General features: G+C 66.1%; 19 protein-coding genes and 5 tRNA genes. All 24 read left to right on the plus strand.

All coding sequences use genetic code 11. The features are described 5' to 3' along the window. The first annotated feature begins 17 nt into the window (after positions 1 to 17). The 24 genes from AC1PK7_RS04025 (at position 18) to fusA (ending at position 24,873) form a co-directional block, all read left to right on the plus strand. Entirely contained in the window at positions 18 to 1,688 is a 1,671-nt protein-coding gene (locus AC1PK7_RS04025; RefSeq protein ID WP_481099961.1) for a tetratricopeptide repeat protein, read from the plus strand. Beyond that, on the plus strand, positions 1,685 to 2,338 hold the full coding sequence (lolB, locus tag AC1PK7_RS04030) for a lipoprotein insertase outer membrane protein LolB (RefSeq protein WP_481099962.1): 654 nt from the start codon (positions 1,685 to 1,687) through the stop codon (positions 2,336 to 2,338). Before AC1PK7_RS04025 ends, lolB begins: the two co-directional genes overlap by 4 nt. Then, entirely contained in the window at positions 2,335 to 3,201 is an 867-nt protein-coding gene (gene ispE, locus AC1PK7_RS04035; protein ID WP_481099963.1) for a 4-(cytidine 5'-diphospho)-2-C-methyl-D-erythritol kinase, read from the plus strand. The genes lolB and ispE overlap by 4 nt, the downstream gene beginning before the upstream one ends. Before the next feature lie 13 nt (positions 3,202 to 3,214). Continuing rightward, positions 3,215 to 3,291: transfer RNA gene (locus AC1PK7_RS04040), tRNA-Gln, on the plus strand. Between the two features lie 141 nt (positions 3,292 to 3,432). Then, a complete protein-coding gene (locus AC1PK7_RS04045; RefSeq protein WP_010341263.1) occupies positions 3,433 to 4,392 on the plus strand; it encodes a ribose-phosphate diphosphokinase in 960 nt (319 codons plus the stop codon). A gap of 167 nt (positions 4,393 to 4,559) precedes the next feature. Next, positions 4,560 to 5,207: a 50S ribosomal protein L25/general stress protein Ctc gene (locus tag AC1PK7_RS04050; protein WP_017907366.1), complete on the plus strand. Its 648-nt coding sequence runs from the start codon at positions 4,560 to 4,562 to the stop codon at positions 5,205 to 5,207. Between the two features lie 54 nt (positions 5,208 to 5,261). After that, on the plus strand, positions 5,262 to 5,846 hold the full coding sequence (gene pth, locus AC1PK7_RS04055; protein ID WP_010341265.1) for an aminoacyl-tRNA hydrolase: 585 nt from the start codon (positions 5,262 to 5,264) through the stop codon (positions 5,844 to 5,846). Positions 5,847 to 5,919: 73 nt separating this feature from the next. Then, entirely contained in the window at positions 5,920 to 7,011 is a 1,092-nt protein-coding gene (ychF, locus tag AC1PK7_RS04060; RefSeq protein ID WP_010341267.1) for a redox-regulated ATPase YchF, read from the plus strand. A gap of 159 nt (positions 7,012 to 7,170) precedes the next feature. Continuing rightward, positions 7,171 to 7,256, plus strand: a tRNA-Tyr gene (locus tag AC1PK7_RS04065). A gap of 32 nt (positions 7,257 to 7,288) precedes the next feature. Continuing rightward, positions 7,289 to 7,362 (plus strand) — tRNA-Gly (locus AC1PK7_RS04070). A gap of 30 nt (positions 7,363 to 7,392) precedes the next feature. Then, positions 7,393 to 7,468, plus strand: a tRNA-Thr gene (locus AC1PK7_RS04075). Positions 7,469 to 7,513: 45 nt separating this feature from the next. Further along, positions 7,514 to 8,704 carry an elongation factor Tu gene (tuf, locus tag AC1PK7_RS04080; protein WP_152182225.1) on the plus strand — a complete coding sequence of 397 codons (1,191 nt, stop codon included), beginning with the start codon at positions 7,514 to 7,516 and terminating at the stop codon, positions 8,702 to 8,704. Between the two features lie 165 nt (positions 8,705 to 8,869). Beyond that, positions 8,870 to 8,945: transfer RNA gene (locus tag AC1PK7_RS04085), tRNA-Trp, on the plus strand. Positions 8,946 to 8,995: 50 nt separating this feature from the next. Further along, entirely contained in the window at positions 8,996 to 9,409 is a 414-nt protein-coding gene (gene secE / locus AC1PK7_RS04090; protein ID WP_010341346.1) for a preprotein translocase subunit SecE, read from the plus strand. A gap of 13 nt (positions 9,410 to 9,422) precedes the next feature. Further along, on the plus strand, positions 9,423 to 9,980 hold the full coding sequence (gene nusG, locus AC1PK7_RS04095; protein ID WP_010341344.1) for a transcription termination/antitermination protein NusG: 558 nt from the start codon (positions 9,423 to 9,425) through the stop codon (positions 9,978 to 9,980). 200 nt (positions 9,981 to 10,180) lie between these two features. Then, positions 10,181 to 10,609 (plus strand): 50S ribosomal protein L11, encoded by a 429-nt coding sequence (gene rplK, locus AC1PK7_RS04100; RefSeq protein ID WP_010341342.1) that lies wholly within the window; start codon positions 10,181 to 10,183, stop codon positions 10,607 to 10,609. A 3-nt stretch (positions 10,610 to 10,612) separates the two neighbouring features. Further along, complete coding sequence (rplA, locus tag AC1PK7_RS04105; protein WP_010341341.1) at positions 10,613 to 11,311, plus strand: 50S ribosomal protein L1; 699 nt, start codon at positions 10,613 to 10,615, stop codon at positions 11,309 to 11,311. 479 nt (positions 11,312 to 11,790) lie between these two features. Continuing rightward, positions 11,791 to 12,333: a 50S ribosomal protein L10 gene (rplJ, locus tag AC1PK7_RS04110; RefSeq protein WP_010341340.1), complete on the plus strand. Its 543-nt coding sequence runs from the start codon at positions 11,791 to 11,793 to the stop codon at positions 12,331 to 12,333. Positions 12,334 to 12,396: 63 nt separating this feature from the next. Then, a complete protein-coding gene (gene rplL, locus AC1PK7_RS04115) occupies positions 12,397 to 12,765 on the plus strand; it encodes a 50S ribosomal protein L7/L12 (protein ID WP_019797548.1) in 369 nt (122 codons plus the stop codon). A gap of 296 nt (positions 12,766 to 13,061) precedes the next feature. Further along, a complete protein-coding gene (rpoB, locus tag AC1PK7_RS04120; RefSeq protein WP_010341337.1) occupies positions 13,062 to 17,213 on the plus strand; it encodes a DNA-directed RNA polymerase subunit beta in 4,152 nt (1,383 codons plus the stop codon). Between the two features lie 130 nt (positions 17,214 to 17,343). Next, positions 17,344 to 21,561, plus strand: coding sequence for a DNA-directed RNA polymerase subunit beta' (rpoC, locus tag AC1PK7_RS04125; protein ID WP_010341336.1), 4,218 nt, complete (start codon positions 17,344 to 17,346; stop codon positions 21,559 to 21,561). A 228-nt stretch (positions 21,562 to 21,789) separates the two neighbouring features. Next, entirely contained in the window at positions 21,790 to 22,164 is a 375-nt protein-coding gene (gene rpsL / locus AC1PK7_RS04130) for a 30S ribosomal protein S12 (RefSeq protein ID WP_003469157.1), read from the plus strand. Positions 22,165 to 22,176: 12 nt separating this feature from the next. Continuing rightward, positions 22,177 to 22,644, plus strand: coding sequence for a 30S ribosomal protein S7 (gene rpsG, locus AC1PK7_RS04135; protein WP_010341334.1), 468 nt, complete (start codon positions 22,177 to 22,179; stop codon positions 22,642 to 22,644). Positions 22,645 to 22,782: 138 nt separating this feature from the next. Then, positions 22,783 to 24,873, plus strand: coding sequence for an elongation factor G (gene fusA / locus AC1PK7_RS04140; RefSeq protein ID WP_010341333.1), 2,091 nt, complete (start codon positions 22,783 to 22,785; stop codon positions 24,871 to 24,873). Positions 24,874 to 24,884 lie beyond the last annotated feature (11 nt).

A 24,884-nucleotide genomic window follows, 5' to 3' on the forward strand; every position in this document is an offset into this window, starting at 1 on the left:
CGGCCCGGCCGCTTCCGATGCCCGCACTGATTCGCATCCGTACCTTTCTGCTGCTGTCCGCAATCGCCGCCGTGGCCGCACCGGCCGCGGCCAAGGCGCCGAGTCCCGCCCAGGACGTGATGACCCCGGTGCTGGCCGGCGAGTTCGCCCTGCAGGCCGGGCAACTGGCCGACGCGTCGCGCTGGTATCTGCAGGCCGCCAACGACAGCCCCGGCGACGCCGGCCTGGCCGAACGCGCCACCCGCATCGCGATGCTGGCCAACGACAGCACCGCCGCCGCCCAGGCCCTGGCGCTATGGCGGCAGCGCGCGCCCGAGTCGCTGGCCATGCGCAGCGCCGAGGCCTCGCTGGCCCTGCGCAGCGGCAACCTGCGCCAGGCGCGCAGCCTGCTGGTGGCCATGCTGCGCGACAAGGACCCGCGCGGCTGGCGTTTCGCGCTGATCGCCCTGGTCAGCGGCAACCGCGATCCGGAAGTGGCGGCCAAGGCCCTGGACCAGTTGCTCGACGCCAATGCCATCCCCGACCAGCTCGAGGCCTGGCAGGAGTTCGGGCGCCTGGCGCTGCGCCTGGACCAGCCCAAGCTGGCCGAGCGCATCGTCGACCAACTGGTCAAGCGCTTCCCGCAGGAGCCGCGGGTGGCGCTGCTGCATGCCACGCAGTTGCAGCAGGCGGGCAAGACCGAGCAGGCGCGTGCGCTGCTGCAGGGCGTGGAGCCCAAGGTGGAGGGCGACCCGGAACTGCGCACCGCGCTGGCCTATGCCTACGATGCCATCGGCGACACCGCTGCCGCAGCGCGGGTGCTGGCGCTGGGGCCGCAGACCACCCAGAACTATGGCCTGCGCGCTTCGATGCTGGCCAAGCTGCAGGACAACGCGGCCCTGACCGCGCTGTACGACGAACTGCGCAAGGGCGCCGACCGGCCCGATCCGGAGCGGCGCCTGCTGCTCGGCAAGATCGCCGAGTTCCTCAAGCGCAACCAGGAGGCGGTGGACTGGTACCGCGGCGTGCCGGGCGGCCCGCTGCGCAGCGAGGCGCGGCTGCGCGCCGCCGGCGCGTTGTACGCGCTCGGCCAGAAGGACGCGGCCTTTGCCGAGGCGCGCGCGCTGCAGGACGACGCCGAGGCCGACGATGCCGCGCGCCGCGACGCCTACGTGCTGGAGGCGGAACTGCGCCAGCGCAGCGGCGACGACGCCGGCGAGCTGCAGGTGTTCGAGCGCGGCCTGGCCGCGTACCCGGACGACAACGCGCTGCTGTACGCGCGCGGGCTGTCCTGGGAGCGTCGCGACCGCATCGACCGCGCCGAGGCCGACCTGCGCAAGATCCTGGTCACCGAGCCGGAGAACGTGGCGGCGCTGAACGCGCTCGGCTACACCCTGGCCGACCGCACCAAGCGCTATCGCGAAGCGCTGCAGCTGATCGACCGCGCACGCACCGCCGATCCCGACAATGCCGCGATCATCGACAGCTATGGCTGGGTGCTGTACCGGCTCGGCAAGACCCAGGAGGCGCTGGTGCAACTGCGCCGCGCCTGGAGCCTGGTGAAGGATCCGGAGATCGCCGCGCATATCGGCCAGGTGCTGTGGGAGCAGGGCAAGCACGAAGAGGCCAACAAGTACTTCGACGAGGCGCGCAAGCTCGATCCGGACAATCGCGCGCTGCGCCGGGCCCTGGAACAGGTGGCGCCGTGAGGGCTGGTCTGCGCACCGCCTGGGCGCTGGCCGCCGGGCTGTCGCTGGCCGGTTGCAGCGTGGTGCCGACCCGCACTCCGGCGCCGGTCGTCGTCGCTGCACCCGATGCCGCCGCGCAACAGGCCGAGGCGGCGCGCACGCAGTGGCTGCAGGCGCATCCGGACTGGGCGTTCCAGGGCCGGGTGGCGATCACCAAGGGGCGCAACGGCGGCAGCGGCCGCATCGACTGGACCCAGCGTCAGCGGCAGTACGAAGTGCAGCTCAGTGCGCCGGTGACCCGGCAGAGCTGGCGCCTGATCGGCGACAGCCACTCCGAGGCCGGGCGCCTGGAAGGGCTGGAAGGCGGGCCGCGCGACGGCGAGAACGCCGAACAGTTGCTGCTGGAAGCGACCGGCTGGGAGATCCCGGTCAACCTGCTGCCGGATTGGGTGCGCGGGCTGGTGGCGACCGACGCGCAGGCGCCGGAGCGGGTCGACTACGACGCGCAGGGCCGGCCGCACACGCTGCAGCAGATGGGCTGGGAGATCGAATTCCAGGACTGGTACCCGCCCAGCGACGGCCGTCCGGCGCTGCCGCGGCGCATCGAGGCGCGCAACGGCGACGCCAAGGTGCGGCTGCTGGTCGACGCCTGGACCGTGCCCGCGTCATGAGCGGGGCCGTCGATGGCGGGGGCTGGTCGTCCTGGCCGGCCCCGGCGAAGCTGAACCTGTTTCTGCAGATCACCGGCCGCCGGCCGGATGGCTACCATCAGTTGCAGACCGTGTTCCGCCTGCTGGACTGGGGCGATACGGTGCACCTGCGGCTGCGCGAGGACGGCGTGGTGGCGCGGATCGGGCCCTCCGTCGCCGGCGTCGCCGAGGCCGACGACCTGCTGGTGCGTGCTGCGCGGCTGTTGCAAAAAGCGGCGAACGTCGTGCAGGGTGTCGATATCCGCGTCGAAAAGCGCATTCCGGCAGGCGGCGGATTCGGCGGCGGCTCGTCCGACGCGGCGACCGCGCTGGTGGCGCTGAACGCGCTGTGGCGCGCCGGGCTGGACGAGGATGCCCTGGCCGAACTCGGCCTGTCGCTGGGCGCGGACGTGCCGGTGTTCGTGCGCGGACGCGACGCCTGGGCCGAGGGCGTGGGCGAGCAACTGACCCCAATCGCCCTGCCGCCCGCCTGGTACGTGCTGGCCGATCCGGGCGTGCACGTGCCCACCGCGGCGCTGTTCCAGTCCCCGGATTTGACGCGGGATGCTGCGCCCGCGAAAATAGCGGACTTCGTTTCAGGTTTCCTGCTCGGTAACGCGTTCGAGCCGGTCCTGCTTCGCCGCGAACCGGCCGTCCAGGCCACGTTCCAGGCGCTTGCGCAGATCGGTACGCCACGCCTGACCGGGTCGGGAAGCGGTTGTTTCGTCGAGTTCGCCGATCGCGCTGCCGCCGTGCGCGCGCTGGCGGACTTGCCGGACGGGATGCGCGCCTGGGTGGCGGGCGGCGTCCCGCGTTCGCCGCTGCTCGACGCGCTGGAGGCTTGACACAGGTTTACGCAGGGGCGTCGCCAAGAGGCCCAAGGCACCAGGTTTTGATCCTGGCATTCGTAGGTTCGAATCCTACCGCCCCTGCCATTTAGGTATGCAGATCCCTCTGCAAAAAGCCCGCACCTCCATGTGCGGGGATTCAATGGGAAAGGCATCGCTTCTCCTCGCGTTCCGATTCACCCTCTTTCCGTCGCCACACGCTCTTCGCAGCCACCCGAGAGACCCCTCATGCAAGACCAACGCAACCTGCTGGTGTTCTCCGGCAACGCCAACAAGCCCCTGGCCAAAAGCATCTGCCGCGAGTTGGGCGTGCGCCCGGGCAAGGCGATGGTCTCCAGCTTCTCCGACGGCGAAGTGCAGGTGGAGATCGAGGAGAACGTGCGTCGGCAGGAAGTGTTCGTGATCCAGCCGACCTGCGCGCCCAGCGCAGAGAACCTGATGGAGTTGCTGGTGATCATCGACGCGCTCAAGCGCGCCAGCGCCGCCAGCGTCACCGCGGTGGTGCCGTACTTCGGCTATTCGCGGCAGGACCGGCGCATGCGCTCCTCGCGCGTGCCGATCACCGCCAAGGTCGCGGCGAAGATGTTCAGCGCGGTCAACGCCGACCGCGTGCTGACCGTGGACCTGCACGCCGACCAGATCCAGGGCTTCTTCGATATCCCGGTCGACAACGTCTACGCCTCGCCGCTGCTGCTGGCCGACATCTGGCGCGCCTACGGCACCGACAACCTGATCGTGGTGTCGCCGGACGTGGGCGGCGTGGTGCGCGCCCGTGCGGTGGCCAAGCGCCTGGACGATGCGGACCTGGCGATCATCGACAAGCGCCGCCCGCGCGCCAACGTGTCCACGGTGATGAACATCATCGGCGACGTCGAGGGCAAGACCTGCGTGCTGGTCGACGACATCGTCGACACCGCCGGCACCCTGTGCGCCGCCGCGGCCGCGCTGAAGGAGCGCGGCGCCCTGAAGGTCGCCGCGTACTGCACGCATGCCGTGCTGTCCGGCCCGGCGGTGAGCAACATCACCAATTCGCAGCTGGACGAACTGGTGGTCACCGACACCATCCCGCTGTCGGAGGCCGCCCGCGCTTGCGGCAAGATCCGCCAGCTCAGCGTCGCCGAACTGCTGGCCGAAACCATCCGCCGCATCGCCTTCGGCGAGTCGGTGAGCTCGTTGTACGTGGATTGATCAAGAGCCGGGATTGGGGATTCGAAATTCGGGATTCGCAACAGCGCCGCTTCGGCCAATCCCCAATCCCGAATCTCCAATCCCGGCTTTCCAACGACTCTTCTGGTCGCGGAAGAGTCCTTCAAACCGCCGCGAGGCGGTTCATTCAACCAAGGTAGTAAACGCAAATGGCAACCACGCATGAAATCAAGGTGCAGCGCCGCGAAGTCGAGGGCAAGGGTGCGAGCCGCCGCCTCCGTCGCGACGGCCTGATCCCGGCGATCGTCTACGGTGGCGATCTGAAGCCGGTCAACATCCAGCTCGACCACAACGAAGTCTGGCTGGCCAGCCAGAACGACTGGTTCTATTCGTCCATCCTCAGCCTGAGCCTGAACGGCGACGTGCAGAAGGTGCTGCTGCGCGATATGCAGCGTCACCCGTTCAAGCAGCTGATCATGCACATCGACTTCCAGCGCGTGAACGACAACGAAGCCCTGCACGCCTCGGTGCCGCTGCACTTCATCAACGAGGACGTGTCCCCGGCCGGCAAGTCGGCCGAAGTGGTCGTCACCCACGAGCTGAACGAAATCCAGGTCGTGTGCCTGCCGAAGGACCTGCCGGAGTTCGTCGAAGTCGACCTGGCCGCGCTGTCGGTCGGCGACGTGATCCACCTGTCCGATCTGAAGCTGCCGGCCGGCGTCGAGCTGCCGGAACTGAAGCTGGGCAAGGAGCACGACGTGGCGGTGGTCATCGCCAAGCACGGTCGTGTCGAGGAAGAGCCGGAAGCCACCGACGCGGCGGCCGCCGCCGAGCCGGCCAAGAAGGACGGCAAGTAATCGCCTGCGCGGCGTCCGGGCCACCGGTCCGGACGCCGCGGCGATGCATTGCGCATGACTGGTCTGCGTCTGATCGTCGGCCTGGGCAACCCCGGTGCCGAACACGCGAATACCCGGCATAACGCCGGGTTTCGTTTTGTCGACGCGTTGGCCGAGCGGGCCGGCGCGCGCTGGAGCGTGGACGCCAAGCTGTTCGGCGAGACCGCCAGGGTCGAGGTCGCGGGGCAGTCGGTGTGGCTGCTGAAGCCGGCCACCTTCATGAACCTCAGCGGCAAGTCGGTGACGGCGGCCTTGCGCTTCTGGAAGATCGAACCGGCGCAGGCGCTGCTGGCGCACGACGAACTGGATCTGGCGCCGGGCACGGCGCGGCTCAAGTTCGACGGCGGCCACGGCGGCCAGAACGGACTGCGCGATACCATCCGGCTGCTCGGGCATGCGGGCTTCCACCGCCTGCGCATCGGCATCGGCCATCCCGGCCACAAGGACAAGGTGGTGCCGTGGGTGCTGGGGCGCGCCGGCAAGGACGACCAGGTCCTCATCGATCGCGCCATCGACGACGCCATCGACGTGCTGCCGCTGGCCGTGCAGGGCGACTTCAACGAGGCGATGAAGCGGTTGCATACGAGCAGGGATTCGTGATTGGGGATTGGGGATTCGTGGCCGCGCGGCTGGCGAATCCCCAATCCCGAATCCCAAATCCCGGATCACACATATGGGCATCAAATGCGGCATCGTCGGCCTGCCCAACGTCGGCAAGTCGACCCTGTTCAATGCGCTGACCAAGGCGGGTATCGCCGCGGCCAACTTTCCGTTCTGCACCATCGAGCCGAACGTGGGCGTGGTGCCGGTGCCGGATCCGCGCCTGAACGCGCTGGCGGCGATCATCAATCCGCAGAAGGTCGTGCCGACCGCGGTCGAGTTCGTCGACATCGCCGGCCTGGTCGCCGGTGCGGCCAGTGGTGAAGGCCTGGGCAACAAGTTCCTTGCGCACATCCGCGAGGTCGATGCGATCACCCACGTGGTGCGCTGCTTCGAGCATGGCGACATCATCCACGTGAACAACAAGGTCGACCCGGTCTCCGACATCGAGACCATCGACACCGAGCTGGCCCTGGCCGACCTGGACAGCGTGGAGAAGGCGCTCAATCGCGCCGAGCGTTCGGCCAAGGGCGGCGACAAGGACGCGGCTGCGCGCAAGCCGGTGCTGGCCAAGCTGCAGGCCGCGTTGGCCGAGGGCAAGGCCGGCCGCAACGCCGGGCTGGACGAGGAGGAGAAGGCGCTGGTGCGCGATCTGTTCCTGCTCACCCTCAAGCCGGTGATGTACATCGCCAACGTGCTGGAAGACGGTTTCGAGAACAATCCGCACCTGGACGCGGTGCGCGCGCATGCCGCGGCCGAGGGCGCCGAGGTGGTGCCGGTGTCGGCGGCGATCGAGGAAGAGCTGTCGCAGTTGGACGACGCCGACCGCGACGCGTTCCTGGCCGACCTGGGCCTGAGCGAGCCGGGTCTGAATCGGGTGATTCGCGCCGGCTACACCCTGCTGGGGCTGCAGACCTATTTCACCGCCGGGGTGAAGGAAGTGCGCGCCTGGACGGTCAAGGCCGGGTCGACCGCGCCGCAGGCCGCGGCGGTGATCCACACCGACTTCGAGAAGGGCTTCATTCGCGCCGAAACCATCGCCTACGACGACTTCATCAAGTACAAGGGCGAGGCCGGCGCCAAGGAAGCCGGGCGCCTGCGCCTGGAGGGCAAGGAGTACCGCGTGCAGGAAGGCGATATCCTGCATTTCCGCTTCAACGTCTGATGCGTGCGCGTGTCCTGGCCGGGCGCGCGCAGGCCACGACGATTTCCTGCGACATCGCGTCAAAATACTGTTGACAAGGCGAGGATGTCAGGGAAGAATAGCGGGCTGTTTCACCCCTCTCTGATTTCGGCGTCGCAGCCGGGTTCGAGTGGGTAAGTTGGAGGGATACCCAAGCGGCCAACGGGGGCAGACTGTAAATCTGCTGGCTTACGCCTTCGGTGGTTCGAATCCACCTCCCTCCACCAGTTATTTTGTTGTGGCAGTGCGGCATCCCGTAGCGGGAGTAGTTCAACGGTAGAACCTCAGCCTTCCAAGCTGATGGTGCGGGTTCGATTCCCGTCTCCCGCTCCATTGAACGCGCTTGTGTCACAATAGAACAACGCTCACGTAGCTCAGTCGGTAGAGCACCTCCTTGGTAAGGAGGAGGTCGAAGGTTCGATTCCTTTCGTGAGCACCATATTCAGTCGTCAAATCTTTCTACGATCACCGAGAAGAAGCAGCCATGGCCAAGGGTAAGTTCGAGCGCACCAAGCCGCACGTCAACGTCGGCACCATCGGTCACGTCGACCACGGCAAGACCACGCTGACCGCGGCGCTGACCAAGATCGGCGCAGAGCGCTTCGGCGGCGAGTTCAAGGCGTACGACGCGATCGACGCGGCGCCGGAAGAGAAGGCGCGCGGCATCACGATCTCGACCGCCCACGTGGAATACGAATCCCCGACGCGCCACTACGCGCACGTGGATTGCCCGGGTCACGCGGACTACGTCAAGAACATGATCACCGGTGCGGCGCAGATGGACGGCGCGATCCTGGTGTGCTCGGCCGCTGACGGCCCGATGCCGCAGACCCGCGAGCACATCCTGCTGTCGCGCCAGGTCGGCGTGCCGCACATCGTGGTGTTCCTGAACAAGGCCGACATGGTCGACGACGCCGAGCTGCTCGAGCTGGTCGAGATGGAAGTGCGCGAGCTGCTGAGCAAGTACGACTTCCCGGGCGACGACACCCCGATCATCCACGGTTCGGCCCGTCTGGCGCTGGAAGGCGACCAGAGCGAGATCGGCGTGCCGGCGATCCTGAAGCTGGTGGACGCGCTGGACTCGTTCATCCCGGAGCCGCAGCGCGACGTGGACAAGCCGTTCCTGATGCCGGTGGAAGACGTGTTCTCGATCTCGGGCCGCGGCACCGTGGTGACCGGCCGTATCGAGCGCGGCGTGATCAAGGTGGGCGACGAAATCGAAATCGTCGGCATCCGTGCGACGCAGAAGACCACCGTGACCGGCGTGGAAATGTTCCGCAAGCTGCTGGACCAGGGCCAGGCGGGCGACAACGCGGGCCTGCTGCTGCGCGGCACCAAGCGTGACGACGTGGAGCGCGGCCAGGTGCTGTGCAAGCCGGGTTCGATCAAGCCGCACACCGAGTTCGAAGCCGAGGTGTACGTGCTGTCGAAGGATGAGGGCGGCCGTCACACCCCGTTCTTCAAGGGCTACCGTCCGCAGTTCTACTTCCGCACCACCGACATCACCGGTGCGGTGCAGCTGCCGGAAGGCGTGGAAATGGTGATGCCGGGCGACAACGTCAAGATGGTGGTGACGCTGATCAACCCGGTGGCGATGGACGAAGGCCTGCGCTTCGCGATCCGCGAAGGCGGCCGTACCGTCGGCGCCGGCGTGGTGGCCAAGATCATCAAGTAATGCCCTCTGGCGGCTGCGGCCGCCAGGCTCGACGGCAGGACGGCGGCTTCGGTCGCCGGAATCCGACGAAGTGTAGGCGGCTCCGGCCGCCGGGTTCAGCGAAGGGCGGGCCGGAACCTTCGGTCCGCCTTCGCCGTCTCAGGGAAGTGCAGTCGTTCTTACTACACGCCAGTAGCTCAATTGGCAGAGCAGCGGTCTCCAAAACCGCAGGTTGGGGGTTCGAGTCCCTCCTGGCGTGCCAATCTGCCGCTCCCTATCCAGTGACCTCGGTCGCATAGCAGCAAGAGTCGGATGAACAGCAAGATCGAGCATTCCAAAGGCCCCGCCGCATCTTCCGGCGGCGATATCGTCAAGTACGTCATCGCTGCGCTGCTGGTGGTCGCCGGCCTGTTTGTCTGGTTCTGGTTCGGCGAGCCGAGTCGCGCGACGCAGCTGGGTAGCTGGTCCGGGCCGCTGCGTGCGCTGGCGGTGGTGATCGGCCTGGTGGCCGGTGCCGCGGTGTTCCTGCTGACGGCCAAGGGTCGCGAAGGCCGCGAGTTCCTGTCCGAGTCCCGTTTCGAACTGCGCAAGGTGGTGTGGCCGACCCGTCAGGAAGCCATTCGCACCACCTGGGTGGTGATCGTGGTGGTGATCATTCTGAGTCTGCTGCTGGGTGGGTTCGATTTCCTGATCCAGAAGCTGATGCAGTGGTTCGTGAGCCGTTGAGGAGAGTGCAGCAGTGAAGCGTTGGTATGTCGTTCACGCCTATTCAGGCTTCGAGAAGTCCGTGGCGCAAGCGCTGCGCGACCGTATTGCGCGTGACGAGATGCAGGAGCGCTTCGGCGACGTGCTGGTCCCCACCGAGGAAGTGATCGAGATGCGCTCCGGCCAGAAGCGCCGTTCCGAGCGCAAGTTCTTCCCGGGCTACGTGCTGGTGCAGATCGAGACCCATGACGAAGGCGGCATTCCGCGCATCGACAACGAAAGCTGGCACCTGGTCAAGGAAACGCCGAAGGTGATGGGCTTCATCGGCGGCACCGCCGATCGTCCGCTGCCGATCCGCGACGAAGAGGCCGATGCGATCCTGCAGCGCGTTCAGGATGGCGTGGAGAAGCCGCGTCCGAAGGTGCTGTTCGAGCCAGGCCAGATGGTCCGCGTCACCGACGGTCCGTTCAACGACTTCAACGGCGTGGTCGAGGAAGTCAATTACGAGAAGAGCCGCCTGCGCGTGGCGGTGCTGATCTTCGGCCGCTCCACCCCGGTGGAGCTGGAATTCGGCCAGGTCGAGAAGGCCTGAGCCCGCGCCGGCGCGGCTGCGCCGGGCGCCAAAATCTCTGCTATACTGCGCGGCTCCCTGTCCAGGCAAGCCGCCGGGCAGAACGGAAGCCGCCGCGAGGCGGCTTTCTGCGCACTTCAAAAACGTGATGGCGGGACACGTGATTTTCCCGTCGCGATGGGGAGCCTGCGGTTTAGGCGCTAGCACCCGGAGACACTAAAATGGCAAAGAAAGTCGTCGGTTACATCAAGCTGCAGGTGAAGGCCGGTCAGGCCAACCCCTCGCCGCCGGTCGGTCCTGCGCTGGGTCAGCGCGGTCTGAACATCATGGAATTCTGCAAGGCGTTCAACGCCGCCACGCAGAAGCTGGAGCCGGGCCTGCCGACTCCGGTCATCATCACGGCCTACTCGGACCGTACCTTCACCTTCGTCACCAAGAGCACCCCGGCCAGCGTGCTGCTGAAGAAGGCCGCGGGCGTCAGCTCCGGCTCCAAGCGCCCGAACACCGAGAAGGTGGGCAAGGTGACCCGCAAGCAGCTCGAAGAGATTGCCAAGGCGAAGGAAGCCGACCTGACGGCGGCGGAGCTGGAAGCGGCGGTACGCACGATTGCGGGTTCCGCCCGCAGCATGGGCCTGACGGTGGAGGGTTAAGCAATGGCACAGACCAAGCGACAGAAAGCGATCCGTGCTGCCGTGCAGCCGGGCAAGGCGTATTCGATCGACGAAGCGCTGAAGATCGTCAAGACCACCAGCAAGGCCAAGTTCGTCGAAGCCGTCGACGTGGCCGTGCGTCTGGGCGTGGACGCCAAGAAGTCCGACCAGCAGGTGCGCGGTTCCACCGTGCTGCCGGCCGGTACCGGCAAGAGCGTGCGCGTGGCCGTGTTCGCCCCCGCCGGCGCCAAGGCTGACGAGGCGCTGGCCGCCGGTGCCGACGCCGTCGGCATGGACGACCTGGCCGAGAAGATGCAGGGCGGCGACCTGAACTACGACGTGGTCATCGCCACCCCGGACGCGATGCGCGTCGTCGGCAAGCTGGGCACCCTGCTGGGCCCGCGCGGCCTGATGCCGAACCCCAAGGTCGGCACCGTGTCCGCCAACCCGGCCGAAGCGGTGAAGAACGCCAAGTCGGGTCAGGTGCGCTACCGCACCGACAAGGCCGGCATCATCCACTGCACCATCGGCAAGGCCAGCTTCGAAGACGAAGCGTTGAAGAACAACCTGCAGGCGCTGCTGCTGGACCTGGTCAAGGCCAAGCCGGCGACCTCGAAGGGCACCTACCTGCAGAAGATCTCGGTGAGCTCGACCATGGGTCCGGGCGTCACCATCGATCAGGCCTCGCTGTCCCTGAAGTAATCGCAATACGGCGCCGCCCGTCAGGCGGCGCCGGTTTCACCCTTTTGAAGGCGTCGCCCGGGGCAACCCGATGCGAAGCCGTCAAAGACCGCAGGCGCGGTCTGCGCATACCGACGACGGGCAAGGAAGCTCGACACGGCAAGGAGTCGCCGTCGGTACAGCGGGATCGCTTAATCAGCCCCTCGGGGCCAGCCGGCGTAGATGGTGCCGCCTTTCTGGAGTTTTTCTGGTGCAGGCCAGCCCGGTGTTCCGGGCGCGCTCACTCCAGGTCTGGAACGGCCACCAACTGGGATGCCATGCGGCATCCCCGGCATCCAGGATGGAGGCCGCCCAGGACCGCAAGCGGCAGGAGCCGCGAGCGGAGTAAGTTTGAAGCAGGGATCCGAGATTCGGGATTGGGGATTGGCAAGAGCGGCGGTATCGCTCCTGACGCATCCCAGGTCGCGCATTTCAACTCCCGGCTTTAACGGAGGAGTGCAATGGCTCTCAATCTGTCCCAGAAGCAAGAAGTCGTCGCCGAACTGGCCGACGTCGCCGCGAAGGCCCACTCCTTGGTTGCTGCCGAGTACGCCGGCATCACGGTCTCCCAGATGACCGCGATGCGCAAGAAGGCGCGCGAAACCGGTGTGTACTTGCGTGTTGTCAAGAACACCCTGGCCGCGCGTGCCGTTGCCGGTACCGAATACGAGTGCGTCCAGGACGCGCTGGTCGGTCCGCTGCTGTATGCGTTCTCGACGGAAGAACCCGGCGCTGCCGGTCGTCTGATCAAGGAATTCGCCAAGGGTAACGACAAGCTGCAGGCCAAGGTCGTGTCGCTGGGTGGCCAGCTGTATCCGGCCGCTCATCTCGAGGTGTTGGCGTCGCTGCCGACCCGCGAGCAGGCGCTGGCCATGCTGGCACGCGTGCTGGCCGAGCCGGCGAGCATGTTCGCCCGTGCGGTCAAGGCCGTGGGCGACAAGCAGGGTGGCGGCGACGCCGCGCCTGCCGACGCCGAAGCGGAAGCCCCGGCCGAAACGGCTTAAGTTCGCGACACCTGAAACGGTTCACTAGAACCTCATCCAGAAAAAATTCCAAAGGTAATCACAATGTCCCTGTCTAACGAGCAGATCGTCGACGCAATCGCCGAAAAGACCCTCATGGAAGTGATGGAGCTGGTCAAGGCCATCGAAGACAAGTTCGGCGTCTCCGCCGCCGCTCCGGTCGCCGCTGCCGGCCCGGCCGTGGCCGCTGCCCCGGTCGAAGAGCAGACCGAGTTCAACGTCATCCTGGTCGACGCCGGCGCCAAGAAGGTCGACGTCATCAAGGCCGTCCGCGCCATCACCGGCCTGGGCCTGAAGGAAGCCAAGGACCTCACCGAGGCCGGCGGCGTCCTGAAGGAAGCCGTGTCGAAGGAAGACGCCGACAAGTTCAAGAAGGACCTGGAAGCCGCTGGCGCGAAGGTCGAAGTCAAGTAAGCAGTCCCTTGCATCGCCAGCCGTTCAAGGCGATGCACTGAAGGCTGGGGGCGAAAGCCCCCGGCCTTTGGCCGTTGTTGTAACGCCGGGATTGGATATTCGGCATTGGAGATTCGAGAGGCGGTCGCTGACCCATCCCGAATCCCCTCATCCCCAATCTCGGCTTCACCGAGTTGGTAGTTGGAAGTAGCGGGAGAAGGCGTGCTGGTGCCGGCAATACCAGCGACTTCCAACTGACAATTTATGTTCACTCAGGGCCGCGGACGCGTGGCCCGCATCAGCCAAGGTGATACCTCATGACGTCTTATTCGTTCACCGAAAAGAAGCGTATCCGCAAGGACTTCGGCAAGCAGCGCTCGATCCTCGAAGTGCCGTTCCTGCTCGCCATCCAGGTGGATTCCTACCGCGAATTCCTGCAGGAGAACACCGACCCGAACAAGCGTTCGGACCACGGCCTGCACGCGGCCCTGAAATCGGTGTTCCCGATCTCCAGCTACAGCGGCAACGCGGCGCTGGAGTACGTCGGCTACAAGCTCGGCGAACCGGTGTTCGACGAGCGTGAATGCCGCCAGCGCGGCATGAGCTACGGCGCGCCGCTGCGCGTGACCGTGCGCCTGGTGATCTACGACCGCGAGTCCTCGACCAAGGCGATCAAGTACGTCAAGGAGCAGGAGGTCTACCTCGGCGAAATCCCGCTGATGACCGACAACGGCACCTTCATCGTCAACGGCACCGAGCGCGTCATCGTCTCGCAGCTGCACCGTTCGCCGGGCGTGTTCTTCGACCACGACCGCGGCAAGACCCACAGCTCGGGCAAGCTGCTGTACAGCGCCCGCATCATTCCGTACCGCGGCTCCTGGCTGGACTTCGAGTTCGACCCGAAGGACGCGCTGTTCACCCGTATCGACCGCCGCCGCAAGCTGCCGGTGTCGATCCTGCTGCGCGCGCTCGGCTACTCGAACGAGGAGATGCTCTCGGAGTTCTTCGAGATCAACACCTTCCACATCGACCCGAAGGAAGGCGTGCAGCTGGAGCTGGTGCCCGAGCGCCTGCGCGGCGAGACCCTGAACTTCGACCTGGCCGATGGTGACAAGGTCATCGTCGAAGCCGGCAAGCGCATCACCGCGCGCCACGTCAAGCAGCTCGAGGCCTCCGGCATCGCCGCGCTGGCCGTGCCCGACGAGTACCTGGTCGGCCGCATCCTGTCGCACGACGTGGTCGACGCCTCGACCGGCGAACTGCTGGCCAGCGCCAACGACGAGATCAGCGAAGATCAGCTGACCGCGTTCCGCAAGGCCGGCGTCGACGCCGTGGGCACGCTGTGGGTCAACGACCTGGATCGCGGTCCGTACCTGTCCAATACCCTGCGCATCGATCCGACCAAGACCCAGCTCGAGGCGCTGGTCGAGATCTACCGCATGATGCGTCCGGGCGAGCCGCCGACCAAGGATGCCGCGCAGAACCTGTTCCACAACCTGTTCTTCACCTTCGAGCGCTACGACCTGTCCACGGTCGGCCGCATGAAGTTCAACCGCCGTGTCGGCCGCAAGGAAGTCACCGGCGAGTCGGTGCTGTACGACAAGAAGTACTTCGGCGAGCGCAACGACGAGGAGTCCAAGCGCCTGGTCGCCGAGCACGGCGACAGCTCCGACATCCTGGACGTGATCAAGGTCCTGACCGAGATCCGCAACGGCCGCGGCGTGGTCGACGACATCGACCACCTGGGCAACCGTCGCGTGCGCTCGGTCGGCGAAATGGCCGAGAACGTGTTCCGCGTGGGCCTGGTCCGCGTCGAGCGCGCGGTCAAGGAGCGCCTGTCGATGGCCGAGTCCGAAGGCCTGACCCCGCAGGAGCTGATCAACGCCAAGCCGGTGGCCGCCGCGATCAAGGAGTTCTTCGGCTCCTCGCAGCTGTCGCAGTTCATGGACCAGAACAACCCGCTGTCGGAAGTGACGCACAAGCGTCGCGTCTCCGCGCTGGGCCCGGGCGGCCTGACCCGCGAGCGCGCCGGCTTCGAAGTGCGCGACGTGCATCCGACCCACTACGGCCGCGTCTGCACCATCGAAACCCCGGAAGGCCCGAACATCGGCCTGATCAACTCGCTGGCGGTGTATGCCCGCACCAACCAGTACGGCTTCCTGGAGACGCCGTACCGTAAGGTCGTGGACGGCCAGATCACCGACGAGGTCGAGTACCTGTCGGCGATCGAGGAGAACGAGTACGTCATCGCCCAGGCCAACGCGCTGCACGATGCCAAGAGCCGCCTGACCGAGCAGTTCGTGCCGTGCCGCTACCAGGGCGAGTCGCTGCTGAAGCCGCCGGCGGAAGTGCACTTCATGGACGTGTCGCCGATGCAGACCGTGTCGATCGCGGCCGCACTGGTGCCGTTCCTGGAGCACGACGACGCCAACCGCGCGCTGATGGGCGCGAACATGCAGCGCCAGGCCGTGCCGACGCTGCGTGCGCAGAAGCCGCTGGTCGGTACCGGCATCGAGCGCGCCGTGGCGCGCGACTCGGGCGTGACCGTGAACGCGCGCCGTGGCGGCGTGATCGAGCAGATCGACGCCGGCCGCATCGTGGTCAAGGTCAACGAGGCCGAGATCGGCGGCGGCACCGACGCCGGTGTCGACATCTACAACCTGATCAAGTACACCCGCTCCAACCAGAACACCTGCATCAACCAGCGTCCGCTGGTGAACGTGGGCGACGTGATCGCGCGCGGCGACGTGCTGGCCGACGGCCCCTCGACCGACATCGGCGAGCTGGCCCTGGGCCAGAACATGCTGATCGCGTTCATGCCGTGGAACGGCTACAACTTCGAAGACTCCATCCTGCTTTCCGAGCGCGTGGTGGAAGAGGATCGCTACACCACGATCCACATCGAAGAGCTGACCTGCGTGGCGCGCGACACCAAGCTGGGGCCGGAGGAAATCTCCGCCGACATCCCCAACGTGTCCGAGCAGGCGCTGAACCGTCTGGACGAGAGCGGCGTGGTGTACATCGGTGCGGAAGTGCGCGCCGGCGACATCATGGTCGGCAAGGTCACGCCGAAGGGCGAGAGCCAGCTGACCCCGGAAGAGAAGCTGCTGCGCGCGATCTTCGGCGAGAAGGCCTCCGACGTGAAGGACAGCTCGCTGCGCGTGCCGCCGGGCATGGACGGCACCGTCATCGACGTGCAGGTGTTCACCCGCGACGGCATCGAGAAGGACAAGCGCGCCCGCCAGATCGAGGAAAACGAGATCAAGCGGGTCAAGAAGGACTTCGACGACCAGTTCCGCATCCTGGAAAGCGCGATCTATGCGCGTCTGCGTGGCCAGCTGATCGGCAAGGTCGCCAACGGCGGTCCGAACCTGAAGAAGGGCGACACCATCAGCGACGCCTACCTGGACGGTCTGAAGAAGTCCGACTGGTTCGCGCTGCGCATGAAGGACGAGGACGCCTCCGAGGCGATCGAGCGCGCGCAGAAGCAGATCCAGGCGCACGAGAAGGAGTTCGAGCGTCGCTTCGCCGACAAGCGCGGCAAGATCACCGCCGGCGACGACCTCGCCCCGGGCGTGCTGAAGATGGTCAAGGTGTTCCTGGCGGTGAAGCGCCGCATCCAGCCCGGCGACAAGATGGCCGGTCGCCACGGCAACAAGGGTGTCGTGTCGATGATCCAGCCGATCGAGGACATGCCGTACATGGCCAACGGCGAGACTGTGGACATCGTGCTGAACCCGCTGGGCGTGCCGTCGCGTATGAACATCGGTCAGGTGCTGGAAGTGCACCTGGGTTGGGCCGCCAAGGGCCTGGGTCGCAAGATCCAGAACATGCTCGAGGCCCAGGCCAAGGTGGCCGACCTGCGCAAGTTCCTGGCGCAGATCTACAACCACGACCAGAAGCTGGGCGAGGACCGCGTGGATCTGGACCAGTTCAGCGACGCGGAACTGCTGGCGTTGTCGAAGAACCTGACCGACGGCGTGCCGATGGCCACCCCGGTGTTCGACGGTGCGACCGAGGCCGAGATCAAGCACATGCTCGAACTCGCCGACCTGCCGATCAGCGGCCAGACCCAGCTGTACGACGGCCGCACCGGCGAGGCGTTCGATCGCCACACCACGGTCGGCTACATGCACATGCTGAAGCTGAACCACCTGGTCGACGACAAGATGCACGCGCGCTCCACCGGCCCGTACTCGCTGGTCACCCAGCAGCCGCTGGGCGGCAAGGCGCAGTTCGGCGGCCAGCGCTTCGGCGAAATGGAAGTCTGGGCGCTGGAAGCCTACGGCGCGGCCTACACCCTGCAGGAAATGCTGACGGTGAAGTCCGACGACGTGCAGGGCCGCAACCAGATGTACAAGAACATCGTCGACGGCGAGCACGAGATGGTCGCCGGCATGCCGGAGTCCTTCAACGTGCTGGTGAAGGAAATCCGCTCGCTGGCGATCAACATGGAACTGGAAGACTGAGGGCAGGGAATGAGGAGTCGGGACTAGGAAACCGCCCGGGCGTTTGCCCACAGGCCGCCGGCGTTTCCTGTCCCGCCTCTCCGCTTCCAACGATTCCCTATTCGCTATTCCCGATTCCCGGAGAAATCAAATGAAAGACCTGCTCAACCTCTTCAACCAGCAGCGCCAGACGCTGGACTTCGACGCGATCAAGATCGCGCTGGCCTCGCCGGACCTGATCCGTTCGTGGTCCTTCGGCGAAGTGAAGAAGCCGGAAACCATCAACTACCGCACCTTCAAGCCCGAGCGCGACGGCCTGTTCTGCGCCGCCATCTTCGGCCCGATCAAGGACTACGAGTGCCTGTGCGGCAAGTACAAGCGCATGAAGCACCGCGGCGTGGTCTGCGAGAAGTGCGGCACTGAAGTGACCCTGGCCAAGGTGCGCCGCGAGCGCATGGGCCACATCGACCTGGCTTCGCCGGTCGCGCACATCTGGTTCCTGAAGTCGCTGCCCTCGCGCATCGGCCTGATGCTGGACATGACCCTGCGCGACATCGAGCGCGTGCTGTACTTCGAAGCCTACGTGGTGACCGAGCCGGGCCTGACCGCCCTGGAGCGCCGCCAGCTGCTGACCGAAGAGCAGTACCTGACTGCGCGCCAGGAGCATGGCGACGACTTCGACGCCGCCATGGGCGCCGAGGCCGTGTACGAACTGCTGCGCACCATCGACCTGCAGTCGGAAATGACCCGCTTGCGCGAAGAGATCGCCAGCACCGGTTCGGAAACCAAGCTCAAGCGCCTGACCAAGCGCATCAAGCTGATCGAGGCCTTCATCGAGTCCGGCAACCGTCCGGAGTGGATGGTGATGACCGTGCTGCCGGTGCTGCCGCCGGATCTGCGTCCGCTGGTGCCGCTGGACGGCGGCCGCTTCGCGACCTCCGATCTGAACGACCTGTACCGCCGCGTCATCAACCGCAACAACCGCCTGCGCCGCCTGCTCGAGCTGAACGCGCCGGACATCATCGTGCGCAACGAAAAGCGCATGCTGCAGGAATCGGTCGATGCGCTGCTGGACAACGGCCGCCGCGGCCGTGCCATCACCGGCACCAACAAGCGCCCGCTGAAGTCGCTGGCCGACATGATCAAGGGCAAGCAGGGCAGGTTCCGCCAGAACCTGCTCGGCAAGCGCGTGGACTACTCCGGCCGTTCGGTGATCGTGGTCGGCCCGACCCTGCGCCTGCACGAGTGCGGCCTGCCGAAGAAGATGGCGCTGGAGCTGTTCAAGCCGTTCGTGTTCGCCAAGCTGCAGCGTCGAGGCCTGGCCACCACCATCAAGGCCGCCAAGAAGCTGGTCGAGCGCGAAGAAGCCGAGGTCTGGGACATCCTGGAAGAGGTGATCCGCGAGCACCCGGTGCTGCTGAACCGTGCGCCGACCCTGCACCGTCTGGGCATCCAGGCGTTCGAGCCGGTGCTGATCGAAGGCAAGGCGATCCAGCTGCACCCGCTGGTCTGCACCGCGTTCAACGCCGACTTCGACGGTGACCAGATGGCCGTGCACGTGCCGCTGTCGCTGGAAGCGCAGCTGGAAGCGCGCGCGCTGATGATGTCCACCAACAACATCCTGTCGCCGGCCAACGGCGAGCCGATCATCGTGCCGTCGCAGGACGTGGTGCTGGGTCTGTACTACATGACCCGCGCGCTGGAGAACAAGAAGGGCGAGGGCATGGTCTTCGCCAACATCGCCGAAGTGAAGCGCGCCTACGACAACCGTGCGGTCGAACTGCACGCCAAGGTCAAGGTCCGCATCACCGAGACGGTGATCGACGAGGACGGCAACCGCACCAAGAAGGCCTCGATCGTGGACACCACGATCGGGCGCGCGCTGCTGGCCGAAATCCTGCCGGAAGGCCTGCCGTTCGCGCTGGCCAACACCGAGCTGACCAAGAAGAACATCAGCCGCCTGATCAACTCCAGCTACCGTCAGCTGGGTCTGAAGGACAGCGTCGTGTTCGCCGACAAGCTGATGTACACCGGCTTCGCCTACGCCACCCGCGCCGGCGTGTCGATCGGCATCGACGACATGCTGATCCCGTCGGAGAAGAAGGGCATCCTCGGCGAAGCCGAGCAGGAAGTGCTGGAGATCCAGGAGCAGTACCAGTCCGGTCTGGTCACCGCCGGCGAGCGCTACAACAAGGTCGTGGACATCTGGTCGCGCACCAACGAGCGCATCGCCAAGGCGATGATGGACACCATCGGCACCGAGAAGGTGGTCAACGCCAAGGGCGAGACCATCGACCAGAAGTCGATGAACTCGCTGTACATCATGGCCGACTCCGGCGCGCGTGGTTCGCAGGCGCAGATCCGTCAGCTGGCCGGCATGCGCGGTCTGATGGCCCGCCCGGACGGTTCGATCATCGAGACGCCGATCAAGGCGAACTTCCGCGAAGGCCTGAACGTGCAGGAGTACTTCAACTCCACCCACGGTGCCCGTAAGGGTCTGGCCGATACCGCGCTGAAGACCGCCAACTCCGGTTACCTGACCCGCCGCCTGGTCGACGTGGCGCAGGACGTGGTGATCACCGAGCCCGATTGCGGCACCACCGACGGCCTGACCATGACCCCGATCGTGGAAGGCGGCGACGTGGTCGAGCCGCTGCGCGACCGCGTGCTCGGCCGCGTGGTGGCCGAGGACGTGTTCCTGCCGGGCAACGACGAGGATCCGATCGTCACCCGCAACACCCTGCTCGACGAGCAGTGGGTGGCCAAGCTGGAAGAGGCCGGCGTGCAGTCGGTCAAGGTCCGCTCGACCATCACCTGCGAATCGGCGTTCGGCGTGTGTGCGCGCTGCTACGGCCGCGACCTGGCTCGTGGCCACCTGGTCAACATCGGCGAAGCGGTGGGCGTCATCGCCGCGCAGTCGATCGGCGAGCCGGGTACCCAGCTGACCATGCGTACCTTCCACATCGGCGGCGCGGCCTCGCGTGCGGCGGCGGTGGACAACATCACGGTCAAGACCACCGGTTCGATCAAGTTCAACAACCTCAAGTCGGTCGAGCACGCCAACGGCTCGCTGGTGGCGGTGTCGCGTTCGGGCGAACTGTCGGTGCTCGACGGCCACGGCCGCGAGCGCGAGCGCTACAAGCTGCCGTACGGCGCCACCATCACCGCCAAGGACGGTGATGCGGTCAAGGCCGGTCAGTCGGTGGCGAACTGGGATCCGCACAACCACCCGATCGTGTCGGAAGTGGCCGGTTTCATCCGCTTCATCGACTTCATCGACGGCGTCACCGTCATCGAGAAGACCGACGAACTGACCGGCCTGGCCTCGCGCGAGATCACCGATCCGAAGCGTCGCGGCACCCAGGCCAAGGACCTGCGCCCGATCGTGCGCATCGTCGACGCCAAGGGCAACGACCTGACCATCCCGGGCACCGATCTGCCGGCGCAGTACCTGCTGCCGCCGCGCTCGATCGTCAACCTGCAGGACGGCGCGCCGGTCGGCGTGGGCGACGTGGTCGCCAAGATCCCGCAGGAAGCGTCCAAGACCCGCGACATCACCGGTGGTCTGCCGCGCGTGGCAGACCTGTTCGAAGCGCGCAAGCCGAAGGATCCGGCGATCCTGGCCGAGCGTTCGGGCATCATCAGCTTCGGCAAGGACACCAAGGGCAAGCAGCGCCTGATCATCAAGGACACCGACGGGTCGGAGCACGAAGAGCTGATCCCGAAGTACCGCCAGATCATCGTGTTCGAAGGCGAGCACGTGGCCAAGGGCGAAACCGTGGTGGACGGCGAGCCGAGCCCGCAGGACATCCTGCGTCTGCTGGGCGTCGAGCCGCTGGCCGCGTACCTGGTCAAGGAAATCCAGGACGTGTACCGCCTGCAGGGCGTGAAGATCAACGACAAGCACATCGAGGTCATCACCCGGCAGATGCTGCGCAAGGTCGAGATCACCGACCAGGGCAACAGCAAGTTCCTCAACGGCGAGCAGGCCGAGCGCCAGCGCGTCATCGAGGAGAACGCCCGCCTGGCGACCCGCAACGAGCTGCCGGCCAAGTACGAGCCGGTGCTGCTGGGCATCACCAAGGCGTCGCTGGCGACCGAGTCGTTCATCTCGGCCGCGTCGTTCCAGGAGACCACCCGCGTCCTCACCGAGGCGGCGGTCCGCGGCACCAGCGACACGCTGCGCGGCCTGAAGGAAAACGTGATCGTGGGTCGCCTGATCCCGGCCGGTACTGGCCTGGCGTACCACAACACGCGCCGCCGCAACGCCAGCGGCCTGACCGAGTCGGAGATGCAGACCCTGTCCGGCGGCAGCGCCGAGCCGGCGGTCGAGACCTCCGCCCCGGCGGCTGCCGGCAGCGAAGAGTAAGCAACACGCCGGACCGGTCCCGCCCGCGGGGCCGGTCTACCACGCGAAAGGGGGCGCAGCGGAAGCGCCCCGTATTCCGGCCCCGGATGGGCCAGCAAGTAAAAATTCCGTTGTGTTGACGGCGCTTTGACTTGCCCGCTATACTTTCCTGTCTCGGCAGGCCGTCCTTCGGCCTGCCTTCGTTTTCACGCATCCAGGCCCGACGGCCTCAATCAGAAGAATCCACTGATGGCGACGATCAACCAGCTGGTCCGCAAGCCGCGGCAGGCGACCACCTACAAGAGCGCCTCTCCGGCGCTGGACAAGTGCCCGCAGCGCCGTGGCGTCTGCACGCGCGTGTACACCACCACCCCGAAGAAGCCGAACTCGGCCCTGCGCAAGGTCGCCAAGGTGCGCCTGACCAACCAGGAAGAGGTCATCAGCTACATCGGCGGCGAAGGCCATAACCTGCAGGAGCACTCCGTGGTCCTGATCCGCGGCGGCCGCGTCAAGGATCTGCCGGGCGTGCGCTACCACACCGTGCGCGGTTCGCTCGACGCCGCCGGCGTCGCCAAGCGTCGCCAGGGTCGTTCCAAGTACGGCGCCAAGCGCCCGAAGAGCTAAGGGAAAGTACACATGTCTCGTAAAGGTAATACGCCGCAGCGCGCCGTTCTCCCGGATCCCAAGCACGGGAGCGAAACCATCGCCCGCTTCATCAACATGGTGATGCTGAGCGGCAAGAAGTCGGTCGCCGAAAAGATCGTGTACGGCGCGATGGACGTGATCGGCGAGAAGAACCCCAACGCCATCGAGCTGGTGCAGAAGGCGCTGGACAACGTCGCTCCGGCGGTCGAAGTCAAGTCCCGCCGCGTCGGCGGTGCCACCTACCAGGTGCCGGTCGAGGTGCGTTCCTCCCGTCGCATGGCGCTGGCGATGCGTTGGCTGATCGACTCGGCGCGCAAGCGTGGCGAGAACTCGATGCCGCGCAAGCTCGCGGCCGAGCTGGTCGACGCCTCGGAAAACCGTGGCGGCGCCATCAAGAAGCGCGAAGAGACTCACCGCATGGCGGAAGCGAACAAGGCGTTCGCGCACTACCGCTGGTGACCTTCCGGGCCTTGGAAACGGGGCCCGCTGGCACCATCTGAGTGCCGCTAGCCGCGCCGTTGTGCGTGGCACAAATCCGAAGGCCGCCGCAAGGCGGCGTTCGGCCATCCGAAATCCAAGAAATTTGAGAGGCTCCCTGTGGCCCGTACCACTCCCATCGAGCGTTACCGCAACTTCGGCATCATGGCTCACATCGATGCCGGCAAGACCACCACCTCCGAACGCATCCTGTTCTACACCGGCGTCAGCCACAAGATCGGCGAGGTGCATGACGGTGCCGCGACGATGGACTGGATGGAGCAGGAGCAGGAGCGTGGCATCACGATCACCTCCGCGGCCACCACCGCGTTCTGGACCGGCATGGACAAGTCCATGCCGCAGCACCGCTTCAACATCATCGACACCCCCGGGCACGTGGACTTCACCATCGAAGTCGAGCGCTCGCTGCGCGTGCTCGACGGCGCGGTGTTCGTGCTGTGCGCGGTCGGCGGCGTGCAGCCGCAGTCCGAGACCGTGTGGCGTCAGGCCAACAAGTACGCGGTGCCGCGTCTGGCGTTCGTCAACAAGATGGACCGCACCGGCGCCAACTTCGATAAGGTCGTCGAGCAGCTGAAGGCCCGCCTGGGCGCCTACCCGGTGCCGATGCAGGTGCCGATCGGCGCCGAAGACGGCTTCGAGGGCGTGGTCGACCTGGTCAAGATGAAGGCGATCCACTGGGATACCGCCTCGCAGGGCACCGTGTTCGAATACCGTGACATCCCCGCGCACCTGGTCGACAAGGCCACCGAAGCGCGCGCGTTCATGGTCGAGGCCGCGGCCGAAGCCAACGAAGACCTGATGGACAAGTACCTCAACGAGGGCGACCTGTCCGAGGCCGAGATCCTGGGCGGTCTGCGCGAGCGCACCCTGAAGGTGGAAGTGGTGCCGGTGTACTGCGGCACCGCGTTCAAGAACAAGGGCGTGCAGGCCATGCTCGACGGCGTGATCCAGCTGCTGCCGTCGCCCAGCGACCGTCCGCCGGTCAAGGGCATCGACGAAGACGAGAAGGAAGACAGCCGTCCGGCCACCGACAACGCCCCGTTCTCGGCGCTGGCGTTCAAGATCATGACCGACCCGTTCGTCGGCTCGCTGACCTTCTTCCGCGTCTACTCGGGCACGCTGAACTCCGGCGACCAGGTGTACAACCCGGTCAAGTCGAAGAAGGAGCGCGTGGGTCGCATCCTGCAGATGCACTCCAACAACCGCGAAGAGATCAAGGAAGTGCGCGCGGGCGACATCGCTGCGGCGGTGGGCCTGAAGGACGTCACCACCGGCGACACGCTGTGTGCGCAGGACCACATCATCACCCTGGAGCGCATGGTGTTCCCGGAGCCGGTGATCTCGATGGCGGTCGAGCCGAAGACCAAGTCCGACCAGGAAAAGATGGGCATCGCGCTGAGCCGTCTGGCGCAGGAAGATCCCTCGTTCCGCGTCAACACCGACGAAGAGTCCGGCCAGACCATCATCCGCGGCATGGGCGAGCTGCACCTGGAAATCATCGTCGACCGCATGAAGCGCGAGTTCAACGTCGAGGCCAACGTCGGCAAGCCGCAGGTGGCCTACCGCGAGACCATCCGCAAGGCGGTCAAGCAGGAAGGCAAGTTCGTGCGTCAGTCCGGCGGTAAGGGCCAGTACGGTCACGTCGTGCTCGAGATCGAGCCGCAGGAACGCGGCCAGGGCTATACCTTCGAGAATGCGATCGTCGGCGGCGTGGTGCCGAAGGAATACATCCCGGCGGTGGACAAGGGCATCCAGGAGGCGGTGGCCAACGGCGTGATGGCCGGCTACCCGATCGTGGACGTCAAGGTGCGCCTGATCGACGGTTCGTACCACGACGTCGACTCGTCGGAAATGGCGTTCAAGATCGCCGGCTCGATGGGCTTCAAGGAAGGCTTCAACAAGGCCAACCCGGTGCTGCTGGAGCCGATCATGAAGGTCGAGATCGTCACCCCGGAGGATTACCTGGGCGACGTGATGGGCGACGTGAGCCGTCGTCGCGGCATCCTGCAGGGCCAGGACGACAGCCCGTCGGGCAAGGTGATCAACGCGATGGTGCCGCTGGGCGAAATGTTCGGCTACGCCACCACGCTGCGCTCGATGTCGCAGGGTCGCGCCACCTTCTCGATGGAGTTCGACCACTACGCCGAAGCGCCGGCCAACATCGCCGACTCGGTCATCAAGAAGAACTGAGATTAGAGCGA

It is taken from the genome of Xanthomonas sp. NCPPB 3174, assembly GCF_056725205.1.